Origin of the sequence: Pontixanthobacter gangjinensis, from assembly GCF_009827545.1 — a bacterium.
GTDB lineage: Bacteria > Pseudomonadota > Alphaproteobacteria > Sphingomonadales > Sphingomonadaceae > Pontixanthobacter > Pontixanthobacter gangjinensis.
The window spans coordinates 569,355-587,930 of sequence record NZ_WTYS01000001.1; the positions used below are offsets into that span (position 1 = coordinate 569,355).

Below are 18,576 nucleotides of genomic sequence, written 5' to 3' on the forward strand. Positions count from 1 at the left end.
CGGCCATGAACGATACGACGCCTGAATTTGGCGAGCCGCTGATAGAGTTGGAGGGTATAACCAAAACCTTCGGCACTGGTGCGGCTGCATTCCAAGCGCTCAAGGGCGTTGATATGACCATTGAGCGCGGTGATTTTGCTGCGGTGATGGGCCCTTCGGGCTCGGGCAAATCAACCACCATGAACATCCTCGGCTGCCTCGATACGCCAACCTCGGGTGTTTTCCGATTTCGCGGAGTTGAGGTGCAGGCCTTGCAACGCGACCAGAGGTCATTGCTGAGGCGAAGATATCTGGGCTTCGTGTTTCAGGGTTTTAACCTGCTTGCACGAACGACCGCTGTCGAGAATGTTGAATTGCCGCTGCTGTATCGCGGGGAGAAGAAGGCGGCGCGGCGTGAGGCAGCTATGCGCTCACTCGATCTGGTTGGGCTTGGTCCATGGGCCAAGCATACACCTGCCGAATTATCAGGTGGGCAGCAGCAACGCGTTGCGATTGCCCGCGCCTTGGTGACACAGCCGGACGTGCTGCTGGCCGATGAGCCGACCGGGAATCTCGACACCGAACGCTCGCTTGAAATTATGGAATTGCTGACACGGCTTAATGACAGCGGCATTACCATCCTGCTCGTCACGCATGAGCAGGAGATGGCTGAATACGCCAAGAAGATCGTCCATTTCCGCGATGGGCTGGTGCATAATGTTCAGATCAACCAAAACCGGCCGTTTGTGTCTGCCGAACCGATACCGGGTGCGGGAATGGGGGCTTCATCATGATGATGGGGTCCACCTTCATGCTCGCCTTGCGGGAAATCCGGCGGCATTTGCTGCGCAGTTTTCTGACGACGCTGGGGATCATTATCGGCGTTGCAGCAGTGGTGACCATGGTGACACTGGGCAATGGTGTGACCGCCTCGGTGCAAAGCCAGATATCCTCGCTTGGCTCGAATGTGCTGATCGTATTCCCGATCAACAGCGCAACCCGAGCTCCGCGGGCGTTTGATGAGGCGGATGTTGATGCAGTGCGCAACCAGATTGCCGGGGTTGAAGTGGCGGCGGGCAGCGTCAACTCGGGAACTACCGCGTTCTTTAACGGACAGGATTGGACAACCACTGCTCAAGGGGTCAATTCGGATTTCCTGACCGCTCAATCGATCAAATTGACGGAGGGCCGCCGTTTCACGGCTGCAGAGGAAAGCGCTGGCAAGAACGTGTGCCTGCTAGGCCCGACAGTGCGCGCAGCGATTTTCTTGCCGGAAACCAGTCCGCTGGGTGAAACCATGCGGCTTGGGGGCGTGTCTTGTACGGTCATCGGTGTGCTCGATGAACGCCAGGCTGGCGGCGGTGGTCAGGATAGCAACAATGTTGTGATGATGCCGCTCAAAACGGTCCAGCGGCGCTTTACCGGCAATGATAACCTTCAATTCTTCGTTATCAAATATGATGCGACTTATTCGTCAAAGGGCATCCAGGATTCGCTCGTGGATCTGTTGCGCGAACGCCGCTTGCTCCAAGGTGATGCGGATAATGATTTCAACATTATCGATACAGCCCAGGTGAACGCGGCACTCGGTGCGGCAACCGGCGCGCTGACCGCGATGGTGGCGATGATTGCCGCAATCAGCCTGCTCGTAGGCGGGATCGGGATTATGAATATCATGCTGGTTTCGGTTACCGAGCGTACCCGTGAAATCGGTATCCGGCTCGCAATTGGCGCGCTCGCAAAGGAGGTGCGGATGCAGTTCCTCACCGAGGCTGTGGTCCTGTGCGGATTGGGCGGCATAGTCGGACTGATATTGGCATTCGTGCTGTCATTCAGCCTGTCCGCTGCGATAGATGTGCCGTTCCTGTTTGACCCGATGATCAACATCGTCAGCTTCGTTTTCGCATCGGCTATGGGCATTGTATTCGGATATTATCCAGCACGCAGGGCAAGCAACCTCGATCCGATCGAGGCGCTAAGGCACGAATAGCATTGGCCGCCAACAGGATGGGCCACGAATAAAGCGGCGCAGGAGTAGAACGCGTCCGAATTTACACCGCGCGCTCCCGGCCTTCCCAATAGGGTGCCCGCAATTCACGGCGCAAAATCTTGCCGGAGGGATTGCGCGGCAAGGCTTCGATAAAATCAACCGATTTCGGGCATTTAAATCCGGCGATTTGTTCTTTGGCATAGGCGATCACGCCCGCTTCTGTCAGTTCGCTACCGGGCTTCGCAACCACCACGGCCTTCACCGCCTCACCCCATTTTTCGTCCGGGATGCCGATAACCGCAATGTCGGCAATATCGGGGTGTCCATAAAGCGCGCTCTCGACCTGAGCAGGATAGACATTTTCGCCGCCGCTGATGATCATGTCCTTGATCCGGTCCTGGATGTAGAGATATCCCTCTTCATCGACCATGCCGGCATCGCCGGTCCGAAACCATCCGTCGCCAATCAGCGCTTTTTCGTTTTCCTCCGGCCGGTTCCAATACCCCAGCATCACGCACCCGCTACGGATTGCGACTTCACCGGTCTGACCTGCAGGGAGAGGGTTCAAATCCTCGTCCATAATCCGCACTTCGACACCCGGCATCGGCTTGCCAGCCGATTTCATCACGTGTTCGCGGCCCTTGATATTTTCCGGCTTGTGATCTTCGGGCGGCAGACTGATTACGGTGCCGAATGTCTCGGTCAGGCCGTAAAGTTGCGCAAAATCGCATTTGAGCCGTTCAACACCTTCTTTCAACATGTCGAGCGGGATCGGGCTGGCACCATATGTCAGCCCCTTAACGCTGGAGAAGTCGGCTTTGGCGGCATCGGGATGGGCGAGCATAATGCCGAGCGCGGCGGGAACGATGAACAGCCATTTCACGCGGTATTTCTCGACATCGGAAATCATCAAAGCCGGATCGAATTCGCGGTGGATGATCAGCTCCTGCCCACCCAGAACCGCGCCTAGAGCGGTGCCGACCCCGGCGATATGGCCATAAGGCATTGCGAAGATCATCGAATCGCCATGGTCAGCGCAATACCAATAGATATTATGCTCTTTCATCAGTGGGCGGAAATGGGTGCCGTTATGATGGCTCAGCACCACGCCTTTGGGAAGGCCGGTGGTGCCCGATGTGTAAAGTTGGAGCAACGCGTCCTGTGCGCCCACTGGCGTGGTAACTGGCGTCGTTGCTTGCGCATCTCGCCAATTGTCGAAACTTTCATCTGTCAGAATTTTGTTGCCGGAAAACGGCAGTTGATCGGCAAATTCGGGCTCGACAAACAGCACACCAGCGCCCGAATCATTGAGGATGAATTCAACCTCTTTGGGCGCAAGCCGCCAAATAATCGGAATGAACACCATTCCGGCCCGTGCCGCGCCCATCGCAAGTTCGACCGAGCGATCGCTGTTCTTCCCGAAATAGGCGATCCGGTCCCCCTTCGACAATCCCATTGCAGCAAGTCCGTTGGCGATTTGCGTGGCGTGCAAATCATAGGATTTGTAATCGGTCGTCCGGTCCCCGAAACGCAGCGCAATCTGATCGGGCGTTTGTTTGGCGAAGGCGCTCAAAGCTTCGCCATAAGTCGGATAATAGGGATTATTTTCGGACATTCTTGGTTCTCCAGCATCCTCTGGCCGAATCGCTCGGCTCGTATGCTGACAACCATGTCGGTTTAGACTGTTTCCGTAAATGCCGGAGAATCAGGCGTTGCTTTAGGCGAACCCGTGTTCGAGGAAACGTAGCGCACAACCCGACAGCACTGCCGTGCCATTTGGCAACGCGCTTTCATCGACATGCATTCGCGAGGAATGGATACCACAGCAGCTCGACCAATTGTCGCCCTCTGGAGCGACACCAAGGAAGAACATCGCGCCGGGCACTTTTTCGAGAATATAGGCGAAATCTTCTGCGCCCATGATCGGCGCGGGCAAATCACGCCAAGCGCCTTCACCCAAAGCGTCAAGAGTGACGCTTTGGCCAAGCTCGACCGCGCGTCCATCGCAGATAGTCACGGGAAAGCCTTCGGTGATGACGACTTCGGCTTCGACACCATGTGCCTGAGCTATGCCAGCTGCGGTTTCGTGCATCAGCTCTTGAACTTTCGTCCGGTGTCCGGGCGAGAGAGTGCGCATGGTGCCTTTCAAGGTGGCATGGTCCGCAATGACATTATGCGCTGTTCCGGCATCAAGTTGTGTGACCGTGACCACCACAGCATCGGCGGCATTAAAGCGGCGGGTGACCATGGCTTGAAGCGAAGTGACTATTGCCGCCGCCGCGGGCACAGGATCGCGTGTATCATGCGGCATCGAGGCGTGTCCGCCTTTGCCTTTCACCACTATTTCGAACTGATCGGCAGCGGCCATGAGTGGCCCCGGCTTCCCGGCAATTACGCCGTGGGCAGCATTGGGCATGATATGCAGCGCAAAAGCGGCATCGGGCAGCGGATCAATCAGTCCATCATCGAGCATGAAGCGTGCTCCATGATACCCTTCTTCACCCGGCTGGAACATGAATTGAACCGAGCCGGAGAATTCCGATCGCCTGGCACACAGCAATTCGGCTGCACCGGCGAGCATTGCGGTGTGCGTGTCGTGCCCGCATGCGTGCATCCGGCCTTTGATGGTTGAGGCGAAGTCCAGGCCAGTCTCCTCCGGCATCGGCAGCGCATCCATATCGCCGCGCAGCAGCACTGTTCGCGATTTAGCGCTGGATGGTTTGGTGCCAGTAAGTGTGGCGACCATGCCGGTGGTTTCGCCGCCTTCGCGCCATTCGAGCGGGAGATGGGCAAGCGCTGCGCGAACCTTCGCACTGGTAAGCGGTGTTTGCAGGCCCAATTCGGGTTCGGCATGGATTGCGCGGCGCAACGCGACGATACGGTCCTGCAACTCGCGGGCAGATTCGAGAAGGTCTGAAGTGAGCATTTGCCCTGTTTAGCGGATGGAAGCTGCTTCGTCGCCCGGATTTGTTGGATGCGTCACCGTGCAAAAGCGTAAAACAATGGTGAATTATGGGCTGGCAATGGCTAAGGCCTTCTCGCAATGACCGGCCAGAACCCGATATCTACTCCGAAAAACAGTGCTGGCTCACGCGATGCGCCGCCGCTTGTCGGGGTGATTTATAATCCGCGCAGCCACAGAAATCAGGGCCAGGATCTGGATGTCGCAGCATTGCCCAATGTTTTCGTCGCGCAGCCGGCAACTCGCGAGGAAATCGAATCCGCGCTCACCGATTTTAAGCGGCGTGATATTGATTATTTGATCATCAATGGCGGTGATGGAACGGTGCGCGACGTGTTAACGTGCGGGAACCTCGTTTTCGGCGATGATTGGCCTGATCTTGCCGTTTTGCCGAAGGGCAAGACAAATGCGTTGAACGTTGATCTAGGCGCTCCTGCGAAATGGTCTTTATCCGCCGCGATTGCTGCATATGGTTCAGGGCGAAGGATAAAGCGCCGGCCACTTTCCGTTCAATTTCCCGATGGCGGGCGTAATTTGCTTGGGTTTATTCTGGGGGCGGGTGGTTTCACATTGGGCGTACGTGCCGGGCAGGATGCGCATAAAATGGGTGCGTTTGACAGTCTGGCCGTCGGGGTGACTTCGGTTTGGGGGGTCCTTCACGGCCTGCTCGGAAGCGACGATAATGAATGGCGCCGCGGCGTAGAAATGTCCATCAGGCTGGGCGAAGAGCGGCGCACGATCCCGCGTAGCGAGTATGGCGATCCGGCCCGCAGAACGGTGATGGTATCGTCCACTCTCGAAAGATTCCCAGTCGGGATCAAACTGTTCGGGAAATTGCGCGAAGGGCTAAAACTGGTTGTGATGGACCATCCCCGCCGCCGGATTCTAGCAGTATTCCCTGCGATATTGGCCGGTTGGAGCCCGCCGTGGCTTGCGAAAGCAGGGATCCATCATGCGGTGACCGATTATTATGACCTTCAAATCGGCGGCGAATTTATTCTGGATGGAGAGGCGTTTCCCGCTGGTGATTACCGCGTCTCGCAGGGGCCCGAACTGTCGTTCGTCGTGCCATGACAAATGCACTCCAGCGGCGGGTGGAGGTGAATTTAGGCGCATCAGTGCACCCATCAGTTGGGGCGTTTGCGAAGAAGTTGGCAGTGCAAGAGTGTGCCGAAGCAGCGCTATTCTATGGCTCAAATTTGCGAACCGGGGAATTGGAGGGGGTGCTTGACTTTTACCTGCTCAAACCAGGGCCGCAGCAAGAGCGGATATGGCCGCGTGTCGGCTACCATGAATGGACGTATGACGGGATTGAGCTGCGCGCGAAAGTCGCCGTGATGTCGGCCGAAGCTTTTCTTAAAGCCGCTGCCGGTGAGCTAAAGGACACCACGATCTGGGCGCGGTTTGTGCAACCCAGCGCATTGGTTTGGTGTTCTGGCGAACAATCACGTCAGCGGATTGTCCAGAGCGTCTGCGCCGCGGCGGAAACGGCATCGCGACTGGCTGTTGCGCTTGGTCCCGAGACCGGAATTGAGGACGAATATTGGCGCTCGCTATTTCAAGCGACCTACAAGGCCGAATTTCGGGTGGAGAAATCTGGCCGCGAGGATTCAATCCTGTCGTTGAACCGGCACCATTTTACGGGGCTGCTTTCCTCCGCACTAGCCGCACAAAAGATCGAATTTTCAGAAACCGGCGGCATAATTGAACCGAAGATGCCCGACAAACAGAAACAGGGCATCCAGCGCTGGTGGAGGTCACGGCAACGCTTGGGCAAGCCGCTCAATGTTATCCGGCTGATCAAAGCTAGCACCACCTTTGATGGTGCGGCGCGTTATGCGGCATGGAAGGTGGAGCGACATACTGGTGTGCCGGTTGAGCTTACGCCATGGCGCGAAAAACACCCGATCCTCGCCGCGCCGGGTGTATTGTTCAAAATCTGGCGCGCGCGCCGAAGAAGTTCTGGCCTAAAGGGCTAGGGCCCAATCAGATCACATATATTTCATGTCGATCGTGATCGCTTTGACGCCTTCACCGACACTAAAGCGTGTTTTGGTGTAGCTCGGCTTCCCAAGGTTCCAGATATTGATGCTGGGATTGTTCGACATGCCGCCGCCATCCTTGGAAAGATCGGTTTTGCCATTGCCGTTCTTGTCGTGGCGCACGGCAATACCGTAGGTTCCGGGGCCGGATACGGGAATACAAAAAGTCATCGTTCCGGATATTGCGGAGGCCTCGATCCGGCTCAGCCAGCGGCCCGATACGAGCCAATCAGCTTTGATACCCTTATAGGCTTGCACGCGGATTTTGCCGGTGGATGCTTCAATGCCTCGCACAGTCACCTTCACTGCTGAACTGGACGAGGGGGAGCATTTCGATAAATCATTGGTGATTTTCTGACGATATTGGGCGTACGCAGGCGCCGCAATAGCGGCGCTGCCGAGCATCATAGCAATCAGCCCCAGCTTGATGGCGGTCGAATTCAAAGATGTGCTCATCGTCATAATCAATTTCCAGCAGCGCATATGGCGCAAATTTCACAGAGTATGGCCAGAGGAAGTGTGCTGCCTGTATCGGCTGACTGCCCCAAACCTTGCCCCGTTTCTTAAGCGTTTGGCCTAAGCGCCCTGAATTTCGGCTGAATTTGACTCATGACCTAGCTTAATCCGCTCACAGTTCATTGCTGCCTTCAGCGATGCCTATGAATTGCGCAGCGAGAATTGCTTGAGGGATGGCGAACATGCGCGGCCATTCGCGATCGATGTCGAAGGCCTGATGCTTGGGCCAATCCTGAAGCAAACCTGTAATCCGGTCAATATCGAGAATTTCAGACAGAACCGGATGGCCGCGCATGGTCTCACACGCTGCAATCATCGCCTTTCGCTCACGCCCCATGCGGGCAATCCAGTCGATGTTGTGCTGACCGTAATTGCTGTTCAGCCTCTGGTTCTCGGGCAGACGGCCTTTCGCCATTCTGCGCGCCAACCGCCGCTCTTTGCCGCCGCTGGCAAATTGCCGGGTCGGCATTCCGACGCAAAACTCGATTAACGGGCGGTAGGCAGTAATGTCACGCCTGCGCACACCGTAGAGCTGTTCGAATGCCAGACCGATATCCGCTCCCGCACCATCTTCGCCGGCATGATCGGCGCATGCTGTTTCGATGCGTGAGCTTGGTGTCGAATAATTGTTCAGGCCCGCGGTTCTGTCCTGAAGCCTGGCCCGTTCGCGGTGTGAAAGAAGGGCGGCTTTGCTGAGAGGGGTCAGCAGGGCGAGCATATCTCTGCGCGGCGGATGGAACGCGCCCCGAATGCGGTTTTGGACGCCGGTTGGCAGCTGCGGCAAAACCGACAGGCTGAGCATTTTGCGCAAGAGCGACCTATTGTCTCCGGGGCGATTTTTCAGGAGCGATACCAGCTCTCGCCAATTCCCTTTGCGTGCATATTCGACATAGGCCCAGCGCCCGTCATTGCTAAAGCTTTGATTGGCAAGATCGGCGTTTAGCAGCCAGTCAACTCCCAGCGCCTTCGCTTTGGAAAAGACACCGTGATACATGCCCATATTGGCGAGGCCGGGCGCAAAATAAAGCATGGCAGAGGCCATCTCTCGGGATTTGTACGCAAACCCGCCTTGCGCCGGATCGGCGAAATGTGGATGGATGCGCGGGTACATCTCGGCAAATTTCTTAACCAATAGAGATTCATCACCCATCACACCTGCCATGGTCCTACCGTCCCAATCGGGGTCCGGGGTGAATGTAATCGTGTCGAGTGGGGTGTTGGGAGGCAGGGCATCAAGCAGTGCAGTCGCCGCGAGCGGAGAGTCGAGCCCTCCTGATAGAGCCAGTCCGGGCTTCTTGACCGAACGAACAGCTTCGCGCGCAGCATCATCCAGCAATTCACGCGCGCCCTCGACATAGTCTTCGTCGCGGGCAAACCGAACCGGCTTAATCGCAGTCAGGTCATACCATTTGCGCTGCGTGACAGATTGATGATTTATCGTAACCGCGTGCCCAAGGCTGACCCGCGCTATGTTTTTGTAACAGGTGTCAATCGAGCCATGACTGCCCGCCGCGGCGAGTTGATCGATCAGCCCGTTATAATCGACTTCCTTCGCCACACCCGAAGCGAACAACACCCGTAATAAGGGCGATGCGATGATGCGCCTTTCATCTTGCGCAAAATATAGCGGCGGTGCGTCCCAGGCCGAACGTGACAGTCGCAGCGCGCCTCCAGGCAAGCGGGCTATAGCGGCGTAATTGCCCGACAGATGATTGTCGGCCTCCTCGCCCCACCGCTCCAGCGCTGCTGCATAAAGCGCGGCTGGCGATGCATTCTCAAGGCCGAAATCGCGGGCAAGAATGGTGCCATTGTCAATCCACCCGTGCAAGACAGCTGAACAAGGAGCTGATGGAGCAAGGGCCTCCGTCCGGGTAAGGGCTTCTGCAAAAAAGCCGGTCTTTCCAGCTTCGCTTCGCACAAATGTCCCGCCAAAGCCGCCCAGCGCGTCGATTATCGCCTGATCGGGCCGGCGAATATCAGCGATCCAAGGGTGCCAGGCAGCAATCAAACTATCACGGCCCCTAAGCCTGCAATATCGATAATCCGATCAGGATTTATTCCGCGAAGCTGCCTGCGGTCCGACAGGAACCGGGCGGCCCGCCACATCAGACAGCGATCCGATATGGTCAAGCTTGGGCGCTGTCCACTCGGGAATATTTGCCTGTTGCGGCGATTTCATAAGGCCCGTCCTGAATTCATCTTTAAAGAATTACCTGATTTCGAGTATCATTGCAATTTTATGTTACCGCTTGCTGATCAATCCGGCTTCCGTAATCTCGGTTAGAAACCTGTCCATATCGGGCTGAATGCTGGCTGCATCCTTGTGATAAATGCTGCCCAGCTCCTCCGCGATGCCTTCCGCTTCGCGCTCACCGTCAATTAACTTCCAAATCGCGCGGCCGGTACCTTTTACGGAGAACATCTGGCCGCTTGCAAGCGATACGATGATTGTTTCATCATCGACATCGGTTTCGATTAGATCTGACAAGGCTTTACATATTATGGTCATAGAAACGCTCGTTACCTTGCGATAGCGCTCTAGAAAAGCTGACCAGTGTGGAAAAACCCCTTGCCTGCGCTTGTGGGCGCGACTCGCGCCATCTAGGCGGAAGGATGTCCTGCAAAGAAGCATTGTAATCATGGCTCCACCGCTGATCTCCCCATCCATCCTGTCGGCCGATTTTGCTCGCCTGGGCGAAGAGGTGCGCGCAATCGATGAAGCTGGTTGTGACTGGATTCATGTCGATGTGATGGACGGCCATTATGTGCCAAATATTACGATCGGCCCGGCAGTTGTAAAAGCTTTGCGGCCGCACACGAAGAAAATCTTCGATGTGCATTTGATGATCAGCCCCGTTGATAGCTATCTCGAAGAATTTGCCGCCGCGGGCGCGGATATCATCACTGTCCATCCAGAGGCTGGCGCGCATACCCACCGGACTGTCCAGGCGATTCAGGCGCTGGGCAAGAAGGCTGGCGTCTCGCTCAATCCGGGAACCCCGGAAGCCGCGCTTCAATATTTGATAGACGATATTGACCTGGTGCTGGTGATGAGCGTGAACCCGGGCTTCGGCGGGCAGAGCTTCATTGCGAGCCAGCTGCGCAAGATTGAGGCTATCCGCAAAATGATCGATGCCACAGGCCGCGACATTCATTTGGAAGTTGATGGCGGCGTAAATGCTGAAACCGCACGGCAATGTGTTGACGCGGGGGCCGATGTGCTGGTTGCAGGGTCAGCTACATTCAAAGGCGGCCCCGCCCAGTATGCCGCGAATATCGCCGCGCTGAAAGGCGAAGGGTAATGGACCAGGCGCCAGCCAGAACAGGAGAATTTTCCGCGACTGATTCCGATACTGGAACCAATACTGTCGCAGACGTTGCTCCCGTTTCTAGCGTCGTCAACCGTGACGTCCATAACCGCAAGGTCCGCAGCCAGATGGCCATTCCCTTTGACACGCAGGATGTCGGGGGTGGCGATGCGTTGATTATGGGTGAGAGCGCTGCACATTCAGCGAAGCGAGAGACGCTTGAGCCTGGCCGTGCACTGGTCATTTCCGATTTTGCCCCGCCTTCGACCAGCGCGGGTGAGCGCCTGATTCGCTTTGCTTACCGGATGGGAATGTCGGCCTCGACTCTGAGCGCGCCATTTTCAAAACCCGCCAAGCCAAGATTGCTGGGTACGGTGGAATCCCCGCTTTTGGGCGAACGCGCAGCAGGCGTCGCATTGCGGACTGGCCATTTCCTTGTCCACGGTGTCAAAGCCCCGATAACGCAGATGGATTTCTCTCCCACAGCGCGCTTAACGCCGCCGTTCGACAAGGTCATCCACGGCTTTTCATGGCTTCGCGATTTGGCTTCTTCTGCGCCGCGCGAACAATGCACCGCCACCGCAGAGCGTGTGCTGGCTGCGTGGCTGGCCGTCAATTCCAAGCCGGGCAAAAGCACACCGTGGAATGTCGAACATGTCGGCCACCGATTGCTGAACTGGCTGGTTCACGCGCCGCTCATTCTTTCGGGCAAAGACGCCAAATTGCGTGGCCAGACATTGGAGGCGATGTCCGATACGGCGCGCTGGCTTGATCGCAATGTATCCAAGGCGAATGATCGTTCGGGCGAAGTTGCTGGCTGGTGTGCCATTGTTGCTGCCGGATTGCTCCTTCCCGAAGGTAGGCCGCGCCGCCTGTTTGGTGAAGCGGGCCTGATCCGCGCTTTGGGTGAATTGGTCGCTGATGATGGCGGAGTGCTTTCGCGCAGCCCCCTGGCGCAAATGGACGCGATTGCGCTGCTGGTCGATTTGTCAGCCTGCTACCGTGCCCGCGATATGGACCCACCCGAGGCGCTTGGCACCATGCTTGATTTGCTGGTCCCGCCGCTGCTTTCGCTGATCCATTCGGATGGCGGGCTCGGGAGCTGGCAAGGTGCAGGCGCGGTTCGTGCCGACCGGCTTGCAGCCTTGATCGATGCAAGCGGAGTGCGGGCCCGACCGCTTAAAGATGTCCGTCAATGGGGCTACCAGCGCGTTGCGGGCAACAAGACCACGCTGATATTCGACGCTGCCCCTCCGCCCCTTTCGCGCAATGCAAGGGCGGGTAGCGCATCGACGTTGGCGTTTGAACTATGCGCGCAAGGACAGCGAATTATCGTCAATTGCGGCGGCGCAGCTTTTGGTGGTGGTCAGGTTCCGGCACGGATCGAACAAGGGCTTCGTGCCACTGCTGCTCATTCGACATTGACGCTTGATGATGCCAATTCCACCGCTGTCCATATTAACGGAAAATTGGGTGCAGGCGTTAATGAGGTTGAGGTCGACCGCAGAAGCCAGAGGCTTAAGCAAGGTCTGGCGGCACGTATCGAAGCCAGCCATGATGGCTATGCCGCCCGGTATGGGCTGACCCACCGCCGCGTACTGATTATGCGCGAGGATGGCAGCGAATTGCGCGGCGAGGATTTGCTGGTTCCGACCGGCAAGAAAGGCAAAAATGGCAAGATCGGTTTTGCCATCCGCTTCCATATTGGCCGCGGCATAGAAATTGGCCTTTCGGAAGACAAGAAAGGTGCTGGACTGGCTTTGCCCGATGGCACCTATTGGCAATTCCGCATGGCTGCCGGCAGCGGCACTGGCAGCGAAAGCGGCGAATTGAAAATTGAAGAAAGCATGTGGGTTGACGGCAATGGCCGCCCGCATCCGATCCAGCAATTGGTCGTTCAGGGTATGACATCGCGCAGCGGGGGAAGTTTCTCCTGGCTGCTCAAAAAAATGGGATAGTTTCGCATCATGACTGACGTATCCATCAAACGGGCTCTGCTGTCAGTGTCCGACAAAAGCGGTTTGGCCGAATTGGGACAAGCGCTGTCGGCGCGCGGGGTGGAGCTGGTATCGACCGGTGGGACCGCGAAGGCTCTGCGCGAAGCAGGGCTTGAGGTCAAAGACGTATCCGACCTGACCGGCTTTCCCGAAATGATGGATGGCCGGGTTAAAACGCTTCACCCAATGGTCCATGGCGGGTTGCTTGCCGTGCGCGATAATCCTGAACATGCAGCGGCTATGGCAGCTCATTCTATCGGTGCGATAGACCTCGTTGTGGTCAATCTCTATCCCTTTGAGGCCACTGTCATGCGCGGCGCCTCGCGCGACGAGATTATCGAAAACATCGACATCGGCGGACCGAGCATGGTGCGTTCTGCTGCCAAGAACCATCAGTTTGTGACCATAGTGACCGATCCCGAAGATTACGCGGCGCTTACCTCGGAATTGGAGGGCAGCGGCGGCGCGACGTCGCTCGAATTCCGCAAGAAAATGGCGGCCAAGGCGTTCGCTGCCACTGCCTCTTACGATTCGATGATCAGCCAATGGTTTGCCTTTGCCGACCAAGAGCAGACATTCCCCGATATGTTGGCGATTAACGGCAAGGCTCCTGTCGAGCTTCGTTATGGCGAAAATCCGCACCAGAAGGCGGCGCTCTACACTCCGGTAGGCCCGCACGCGAAGGGCATCGCGCAGGCGGAACAGCTTCAGGGTAAAGAGCTTAGCTATAACAATTACAATGACGCCGATGCAGCGCTGGAATTATGCGCTGAATTTGCGGGTGGCGATCCGGCAGTGGTGATAGTCAAACACGCCAACCCCTGCGGTGTGGCGCAGCGCGGCTCGCTGCTCGAAGCGTGGAACGAGGCTTTGGCCTGCGACAGTGTATCGGCGTTTGGCGGCATCGTGGCGGTTAATGTCCCGCTCGACGGGCCTACCGCAGAGGCGATTTGCGCGATCTTCACCGAAGTGGTCATTGCTCCTTCGGTCACTGACGAAGCCCGCGAAGCTTTTGCGAAGAAGAAGAATTTGCGCTTGCTAGTAACTGGCGATCTGCCCGATCCGCGCCGAGGCGGACTGTCAATTAAGCCGATTACTGGCGGTTTGCTAGTCCAGAGCCGCGATAATGGTGCGATTACACCAGCCGATTTGAAAGTCGTCAGCGAACGCCAACCGACAGAGCAGGAATTGAAGGATTGCTTGTTCGCGTGGACCGTGTCGCGCCACGTAAAATCTAACGCCATCGTCTATGCCAAGGATGGCGCAACAGCCGGTATCGGCGCGGGCCAGATGAACCGCCGGGACAGTTCGCGCATTGCCGCCATGAAGGCGGCGGAAGCTGCTGAGAAATATGGCTGGGATACCTCCCGTGCTGTCGGCAGTGCTGTTGCATCGGACGCTTTTTTCCCCTTCGCGGATGGCTTGCTTGCCGCCGCCGAAGCCGGCGCGACGGCGATCATTCAGCCGGGCGGTTCAATGCGTGACGATGAGGTGATCTCCGCCGCAAATGAAGCGGGTCTTGCAATGGTGTTCACCGGAATGCGACACTTCAGACATTGATCTGGCACCCGGTTTTGTGATGGCGCTGAAACCTTTTGGCTGCTTCCAACGTATCTCAAACTGACAACGACGCGTTCACCAGACGGAAAGTCCTTCGGTCCTAGTGAGCACTCAACGACACAGTAGAGAATAAAGACAGCCGCTATGAACTTTTTGAAATCGGACCTCTCGCGCAACTTTGCTATCGGCTTTGCCGTTGGCACTTTGATTGTCGTTTTCCAATTAAATCCTGACATCGCCAGTCAGTTGGTTCCCGATGCCATTGCAGCGACGGTCCGATGAGTATTTTGCAGCGCGCTTTGCTGCCCATTGCAGCCTTTGGACTGGTTCTGAGCGGCTGTCAGCAACCCGCCAGCGCGGCTGAAAATGTCGTTCTTGCGCCCGCCGCCAAGCAATTTGCCAATGAAGGCAGCGGTTTGAAAACCGCCATCTTTGCGGGTGGTTGCTTCTGGGGTGTCGAGGCCGTGTTCAGTCACGTCAAAGGAGTGACTAGCGCAGTTTCGGGCTATCACGGCGGCAACGCAGCCACCGCTACTTACGAACAGACCAACAGCGGCGTTACCGGCCATGCAGAAGCTGTGCGTGTCACTTACGATCCAAAAGTCGTTCGCTATGACCAGCTTGTCCGCATTCTGTTTTCAGTGGTCGCCGACCCCACATTGCGCAATCGCCAAGGGCCGGACCGTGGCAGCCAATATCGTGCAGCGCTTGTTCCAGTGAACGCTGAACAGCGTAAAGTTGCGACGGCATATCTCGCGCAAATGGAGCAATCGGGCAGATGGGACCGCCCGATCGTGACCAAGGTCGAAAGCTACCGGAAGTTTTATAAGGCCGAAGACTACCACCAGGATTTCGCCCTGAAGAACCCCCGCCACGGCTACATTGTCAGGTGGGACAAGCCGAAAGTGGCGGCTCTAAAGAGGCTCTATCCTCAGCATTATCGAGCAAACTTCGTCCGCAATTGAGCCCCATGACACTACTTGGTTAGGGCAATAGTGGAAACCTTCGCTGGCTGACGCTATATAGCCGTCATGGGCGAACATAATCACAATCATGAAGTGCATTCGGGCGAGCGGCTGATTGACGCAGCGCGCGATTCCTTGCTGTCTGCTGGCGAACAATGGACCAGCATGCGTGCTGATGTTTTTGAGGAACTGGCAAGCCATGAGCGGCCTGCCTCCGCCTATGACATCGCCGATAATCTTTCTGCCAAACGGGGTAAGCGCGTCGCGCCCAACAGTGTCTACCGCATTCTGGACCTGTTCGTTGGTAACAATCTCGCGCTGCGGGTGGAAAGTTCCAACGCTTATCTTGCCAACAGCCATCCGGGCTGCACGCATGATTGCATTTTCCTTGTGTGTGACGAATGCGGCGAGGCAACGCATGTCGACAGCGATGAAGTGTCCAAGACCGTGCGCGGGATCGCACAGGATGCCGGCTTTGCAACCCGCCGACCGATTATTGAAATAAGAGGTATCTGCGCATCGTGCAATTGAGCGCTGCCGAGGGGGGCGATAGCGCAGATCCGCAGCAGGGCGGCGTGGGAAAGCCCTCCTTATTTGCTTTGCCGGGCCGTGATCGGAAGCGGCGCCGACAGTTTTTCCGGCGACTGGCGATTGCAGCGGGATTATTGCTCGCCAGTCTAGCCCCGCCATTGATCGTCAAGGACTTGCCAGTTACCGGCGGGGTCGAGCGGCTGGTTTATGATTTCTATCTCTCGTTCCTGGCTGAAGAGGTGGGTAAAGACCAAGATATCGTTATTCTCGAATATGACGATTCGACCGCACGCTCGACGCAAAAGACCAGCCCGATTGACCGCGCCTTGGTTGCCAAAGCCATTGTGGCGGCTGATAATGCCGGAGCGACAGCGATAGGTGTTGATTTCTTTTTCGCGCAGCCCACCGATGACGAGGATGAACTGACCGACGCCTTGCGATCCGTGGAGACAGATGTTTTCATGGTATATGCAGATCCGGAAGCCGATGGCGGCGGGTTCTGGAGCGCCGAAATCGGGCCGGATTCAGCGGCCTACCAGGACGAATTCTGGGCCAAGTTTTCACAGAATTCGGTCAAAAAGACTTCGCCTATGATAGGCACCGACAGTTCCAATATCGCCCGTAGCTGGCCTGAAAAGACGGCGTTATCTCAGCCACCCTTGGCAGCGGCAATGGCCGGGATGGACGATGATTCATTCAAATTTGATGGCGCAATTACATATACCAGGCTTGACCCGGAGCTGGGCGAGATGGAGGATACGGTCGCGGCGGGGATGTTCCCGACCTATTCGCTTTCGACCTGGAGCGATCCGGTTTTGAGCGAAATCTTCTCCCAGCAATTGCGGGGCCGCTATGTTCTGATCGGGCTGGACATTTTCAATGCCGACCGGTTTTCTACACCAATCAGCCGAATGGCCGGTGAACGAAAAGTGCCTGGCGTGACGGTCCACGCGCATATGCTACGCCAAGCCCTCGATGGTAATTTCCCCGCCGCCTTGCCTGCTTGGTTGATCCTGATCATAGCCTTGGGCTTTGCCGGTGCGGGTGCATTAAGCGCGCAGCATGACCGGCGTGTGGTGCTATTAAGCGCGCTGATTATCATCCAATTGTCTGCTTTGGCTGCAATGCCCTTGTTATTGAACGCTGCTGGCTATGATTTGTTTTCACTGCCGATTACGGGCTGGGCGCTGTCCTGGCTTATCGCGCTGATCGGCTTTGGCTATCTGGCGCGGATGCGAACTTCGACAGAGCGGGCTTTCGCGCGTGATGCGTTGGGTAAATATCTTCCCGCCACTGTCGCCAGCGAAATTCTCGACAATCCGGAAAAACTCACCCTTGAAGGGGAGGAACGGCCGCTTTTCATGCTGTTCACCGATCTTGAGGGCTTTACCCGCATCAGTCACAGCCAGCCCCCCAGAACCACCGCCCGCATCCTCAATTATTATCTGGATGAAATGAGCGAAATCATTCTGGCCCATGGCGGCACGATCGATAAGTTCGTGGGCGATGCCATTGTGGCGTTTTGGGGCGCGCCAATCGCCAGCGAAACCGATGCTGCAAACGCGGTAAGCTGTGCCTTGGCTTTGCATGATTGCTCCGAACGGATCCGCCAGCAATTGAGCGACCAAGGCGAAAGCTTGGGGCGAACGCGGATCGGCCTGCATTATGGGCCCGTTATCGTTGGCAATTTTGGCGGCCGCCAGCGGATTCAATACACCGCGCTGGGCGATGCCATGAACACCGCCGCGCGATTGGAGGGGGCTAACAAATATCTTAACACCCATATTCTGGTAAGTGCAGACATCCAGCAACGCGCACCTGACTTCTCCTACCGGCCCATGGGCCAAATTGTGATGGCGGGGGTGGATACACCCATTAGGGTGTTTGAGCCAGTTTCTGGCGAAGCTGCCAATTTTGCAGAGCAAGTCGGGCATGCTATGCTCCTCCTAGAATCAGGAGATCCCGAGGGCGCTGTAAAATTGCGCGCCTTGTCGGAAGATCATCCTGACGATAAGGGTATCGCAAGTCTGGTTTCGCGGATTGACGCGATCGCCGGAGGGGGTGCTTATGTTCTTGGTTCAAAATAGGCCTGTCTTGAACGCCGCGAAAGTTGCAATTGCAACGCTGCTATTCGCTGTGCCGAATGCAGCCTTGGCCAAGTCCAAAGTTGAAATTTTAACACCAATCACCGCATTGAAATCGGATAATCTACTCCAATCGGGCGCACTTTCCGCCGCTAGCCTTGCCGCGCCATCGAAGAACGCGGGCAAAGGGTTGGGCCAGGGCGGCGTAATTTCAGCGGGGCAGGCCAAGAATGGCAAAAGCAGCGGCGGGTCAAGTAAGGCCGCAAAACAATTGGGCGGCGGTAAAACCTCCAGCAAGAACGATGAGAACACGATGGTATCCGTAAGCGGATCAGGGCTTCCTTTTAAGCTCTATCCTTTAGGCCAAAAAGTTCGGTTGAACGCCAAACTTTGCTTTCCGAAGGGCGATGGTTCTGTGACTTTCCAGCTCATGAAGGGTGGGCGAATCACATTTGGCAGTGGGTGTAATAAGCCGATTTCCGAAACGCCAGCCAGCGGTAAGAAAGCACCCGGAGCGTGGGCTTCGTAATCTTGTCCGACATTTGCGAATGGTTCGAAAGTAATGTTTAGGCTGGCCAGCATCGGGCGAGCGACTTGGCGAGGTGGGTTCGGTATTTGAGCAGCAGTCTAACGCCCGCCTGT

General features: G+C 56.6%; 18 protein-coding genes. 12 read left to right on the plus strand and 6 right to left on the minus strand.

The genetic code is table 11. From position 1 onward, the window contains the following. The first annotated feature begins 5 nt into the window (after positions 1 to 5). Both GRI36_RS02770 and GRI36_RS02775 read left to right on the plus strand, forming a co-directional pair. A complete protein-coding gene (locus GRI36_RS02770) occupies positions 6 to 773 on the plus strand; it encodes an ABC transporter ATP-binding protein (protein ID WP_160597080.1) in 768 nt (255 codons plus the stop codon). Then, the gene (locus tag GRI36_RS02775) at positions 773 to 1,969 is read left to right on the plus strand and encodes an ABC transporter permease (protein WP_160599012.1); all 1,197 of its coding nucleotides are present in this window, start codon (positions 773 to 775) and stop codon (positions 1,967 to 1,969) included. The genes GRI36_RS02770 and GRI36_RS02775 overlap by 1 nt, the downstream gene beginning before the upstream one ends. Positions 1,970 to 2,030: 61 nt before the next feature. Here GRI36_RS02775 and GRI36_RS02780 read toward each other — a convergent pair whose 3' ends face one another. Continuing rightward, positions 2,031 to 3,584, minus strand: coding sequence for a long-chain-fatty-acid--CoA ligase (locus GRI36_RS02780; protein ID WP_160597081.1), 1,554 nt, complete (start codon positions 3,582 to 3,584; stop codon positions 2,031 to 2,033). Positions 3,585 to 3,686: 102 nt separating this feature from the next. Continuing rightward, a complete protein-coding gene (locus tag GRI36_RS02785; protein WP_160597082.1) occupies positions 3,687 to 4,895 on the minus strand; it encodes a M20 metallopeptidase family protein in 1,209 nt (402 codons plus the stop codon). A 117-nt stretch (positions 4,896 to 5,012) separates the two neighbouring features. On the opposite strand from GRI36_RS02785, the gene GRI36_RS02790 reads away from it, so the two are divergent. Both GRI36_RS02790 and GRI36_RS02795 read left to right on the plus strand, forming a co-directional pair. Then, positions 5,013 to 6,005 (plus strand): diacylglycerol kinase family protein, encoded by a 993-nt coding sequence (locus GRI36_RS02790; protein ID WP_160597083.1) that lies wholly within the window; start codon positions 5,013 to 5,015, stop codon positions 6,003 to 6,005. Then, positions 6,002 to 6,910 (plus strand): hypothetical protein, encoded by a 909-nt coding sequence (locus tag GRI36_RS02795; RefSeq protein ID WP_160597084.1) that lies wholly within the window; start codon positions 6,002 to 6,004, stop codon positions 6,908 to 6,910. Before GRI36_RS02790 ends, GRI36_RS02795 begins: the two co-directional genes overlap by 4 nt. 12 nt (positions 6,911 to 6,922) lie before the next feature. On the opposite strand, the gene GRI36_RS02800 is transcribed toward GRI36_RS02795, so the two are convergent. From GRI36_RS02800 to GRI36_RS02810, 4 genes are all read right to left on the minus strand, one after another. After that, a complete protein-coding gene (locus tag GRI36_RS02800) occupies positions 6,923 to 7,429 on the minus strand; it encodes a DUF2141 domain-containing protein (protein WP_328598338.1) in 507 nt (168 codons plus the stop codon). A 172-nt stretch (positions 7,430 to 7,601) separates the two neighbouring features. Beyond that, on the minus strand, positions 7,602 to 9,497 hold the full coding sequence (locus GRI36_RS02805; RefSeq protein WP_160597086.1) for a hypothetical protein: 1,896 nt from the start codon (positions 9,495 to 9,497) through the stop codon (positions 7,602 to 7,604). Between the two features lie 39 nt (positions 9,498 to 9,536). Beyond that, the gene (locus GRI36_RS13920; protein WP_268893841.1) at positions 9,537 to 9,668 is read right to left on the minus strand and encodes a hypothetical protein; all 132 of its coding nucleotides are present in this window, start codon (positions 9,666 to 9,668) and stop codon (positions 9,537 to 9,539) included. A 63-nt stretch (positions 9,669 to 9,731) separates the two neighbouring features. Continuing rightward, positions 9,732 to 9,998, minus strand: coding sequence for a PqqD family protein (locus GRI36_RS02810; RefSeq protein WP_160597087.1), 267 nt, complete (start codon positions 9,996 to 9,998; stop codon positions 9,732 to 9,734). Between the two features lie 130 nt (positions 9,999 to 10,128). On the opposite strand from GRI36_RS02810, the gene rpe reads away from it, so the two are divergent. From rpe to GRI36_RS02845, 8 genes are all read left to right on the plus strand, one after another. Continuing rightward, complete coding sequence (rpe, locus tag GRI36_RS02815) at positions 10,129 to 10,791, plus strand: ribulose-phosphate 3-epimerase (RefSeq protein ID WP_160597088.1); 663 nt, start codon at positions 10,129 to 10,131, stop codon at positions 10,789 to 10,791. Continuing rightward, positions 10,791 to 12,755 (plus strand): heparinase II/III family protein, encoded by a 1,965-nt coding sequence (locus GRI36_RS02820; RefSeq protein WP_235902140.1) that lies wholly within the window; start codon positions 10,791 to 10,793, stop codon positions 12,753 to 12,755. Before rpe ends, GRI36_RS02820 begins: the two co-directional genes overlap by 1 nt. Positions 12,756 to 12,764: 9 nt before the next feature. Continuing rightward, positions 12,765 to 14,354 (plus strand): bifunctional phosphoribosylaminoimidazolecarboxamide formyltransferase/IMP cyclohydrolase, encoded by a 1,590-nt coding sequence (purH, locus tag GRI36_RS02825; protein WP_160597089.1) that lies wholly within the window; start codon positions 12,765 to 12,767, stop codon positions 14,352 to 14,354. 144 nt (positions 14,355 to 14,498) lie between these two features. After that, entirely contained in the window at positions 14,499 to 14,636 is a 138-nt protein-coding gene (locus GRI36_RS13695) for a hypothetical protein (RefSeq protein WP_202392103.1), read from the plus strand. Then, positions 14,633 to 15,319 carry a peptide-methionine (S)-S-oxide reductase MsrA gene (gene msrA / locus GRI36_RS02830; protein ID WP_160597090.1) on the plus strand — a complete coding sequence of 229 codons (687 nt, stop codon included), beginning with the start codon at positions 14,633 to 14,635 and terminating at the stop codon, positions 15,317 to 15,319. Before GRI36_RS13695 ends, msrA begins: the two co-directional genes overlap by 4 nt. A gap of 66 nt (positions 15,320 to 15,385) precedes the next feature. Beyond that, positions 15,386 to 15,850, plus strand: a complete 465-nt coding sequence (locus tag GRI36_RS02835; RefSeq protein ID WP_160597091.1) for a Fur family transcriptional regulator — start codon at positions 15,386 to 15,388, stop codon at positions 15,848 to 15,850. Continuing rightward, complete coding sequence (locus tag GRI36_RS02840) at positions 15,841 to 17,937, plus strand: CHASE2 domain-containing protein (protein ID WP_160597092.1); 2,097 nt, start codon at positions 15,841 to 15,843, stop codon at positions 17,935 to 17,937. Before GRI36_RS02835 ends, GRI36_RS02840 begins: the two co-directional genes overlap by 10 nt. Further along, positions 17,918 to 18,463 carry a hypothetical protein gene (locus tag GRI36_RS02845; protein WP_160597093.1) on the plus strand — a complete coding sequence of 182 codons (546 nt, stop codon included), beginning with the start codon at positions 17,918 to 17,920 and terminating at the stop codon, positions 18,461 to 18,463. The genes GRI36_RS02840 and GRI36_RS02845 overlap by 20 nt, the downstream gene beginning before the upstream one ends. The last annotated feature ends 113 nt before the right edge of the window (positions 18,464 to 18,576 follow it).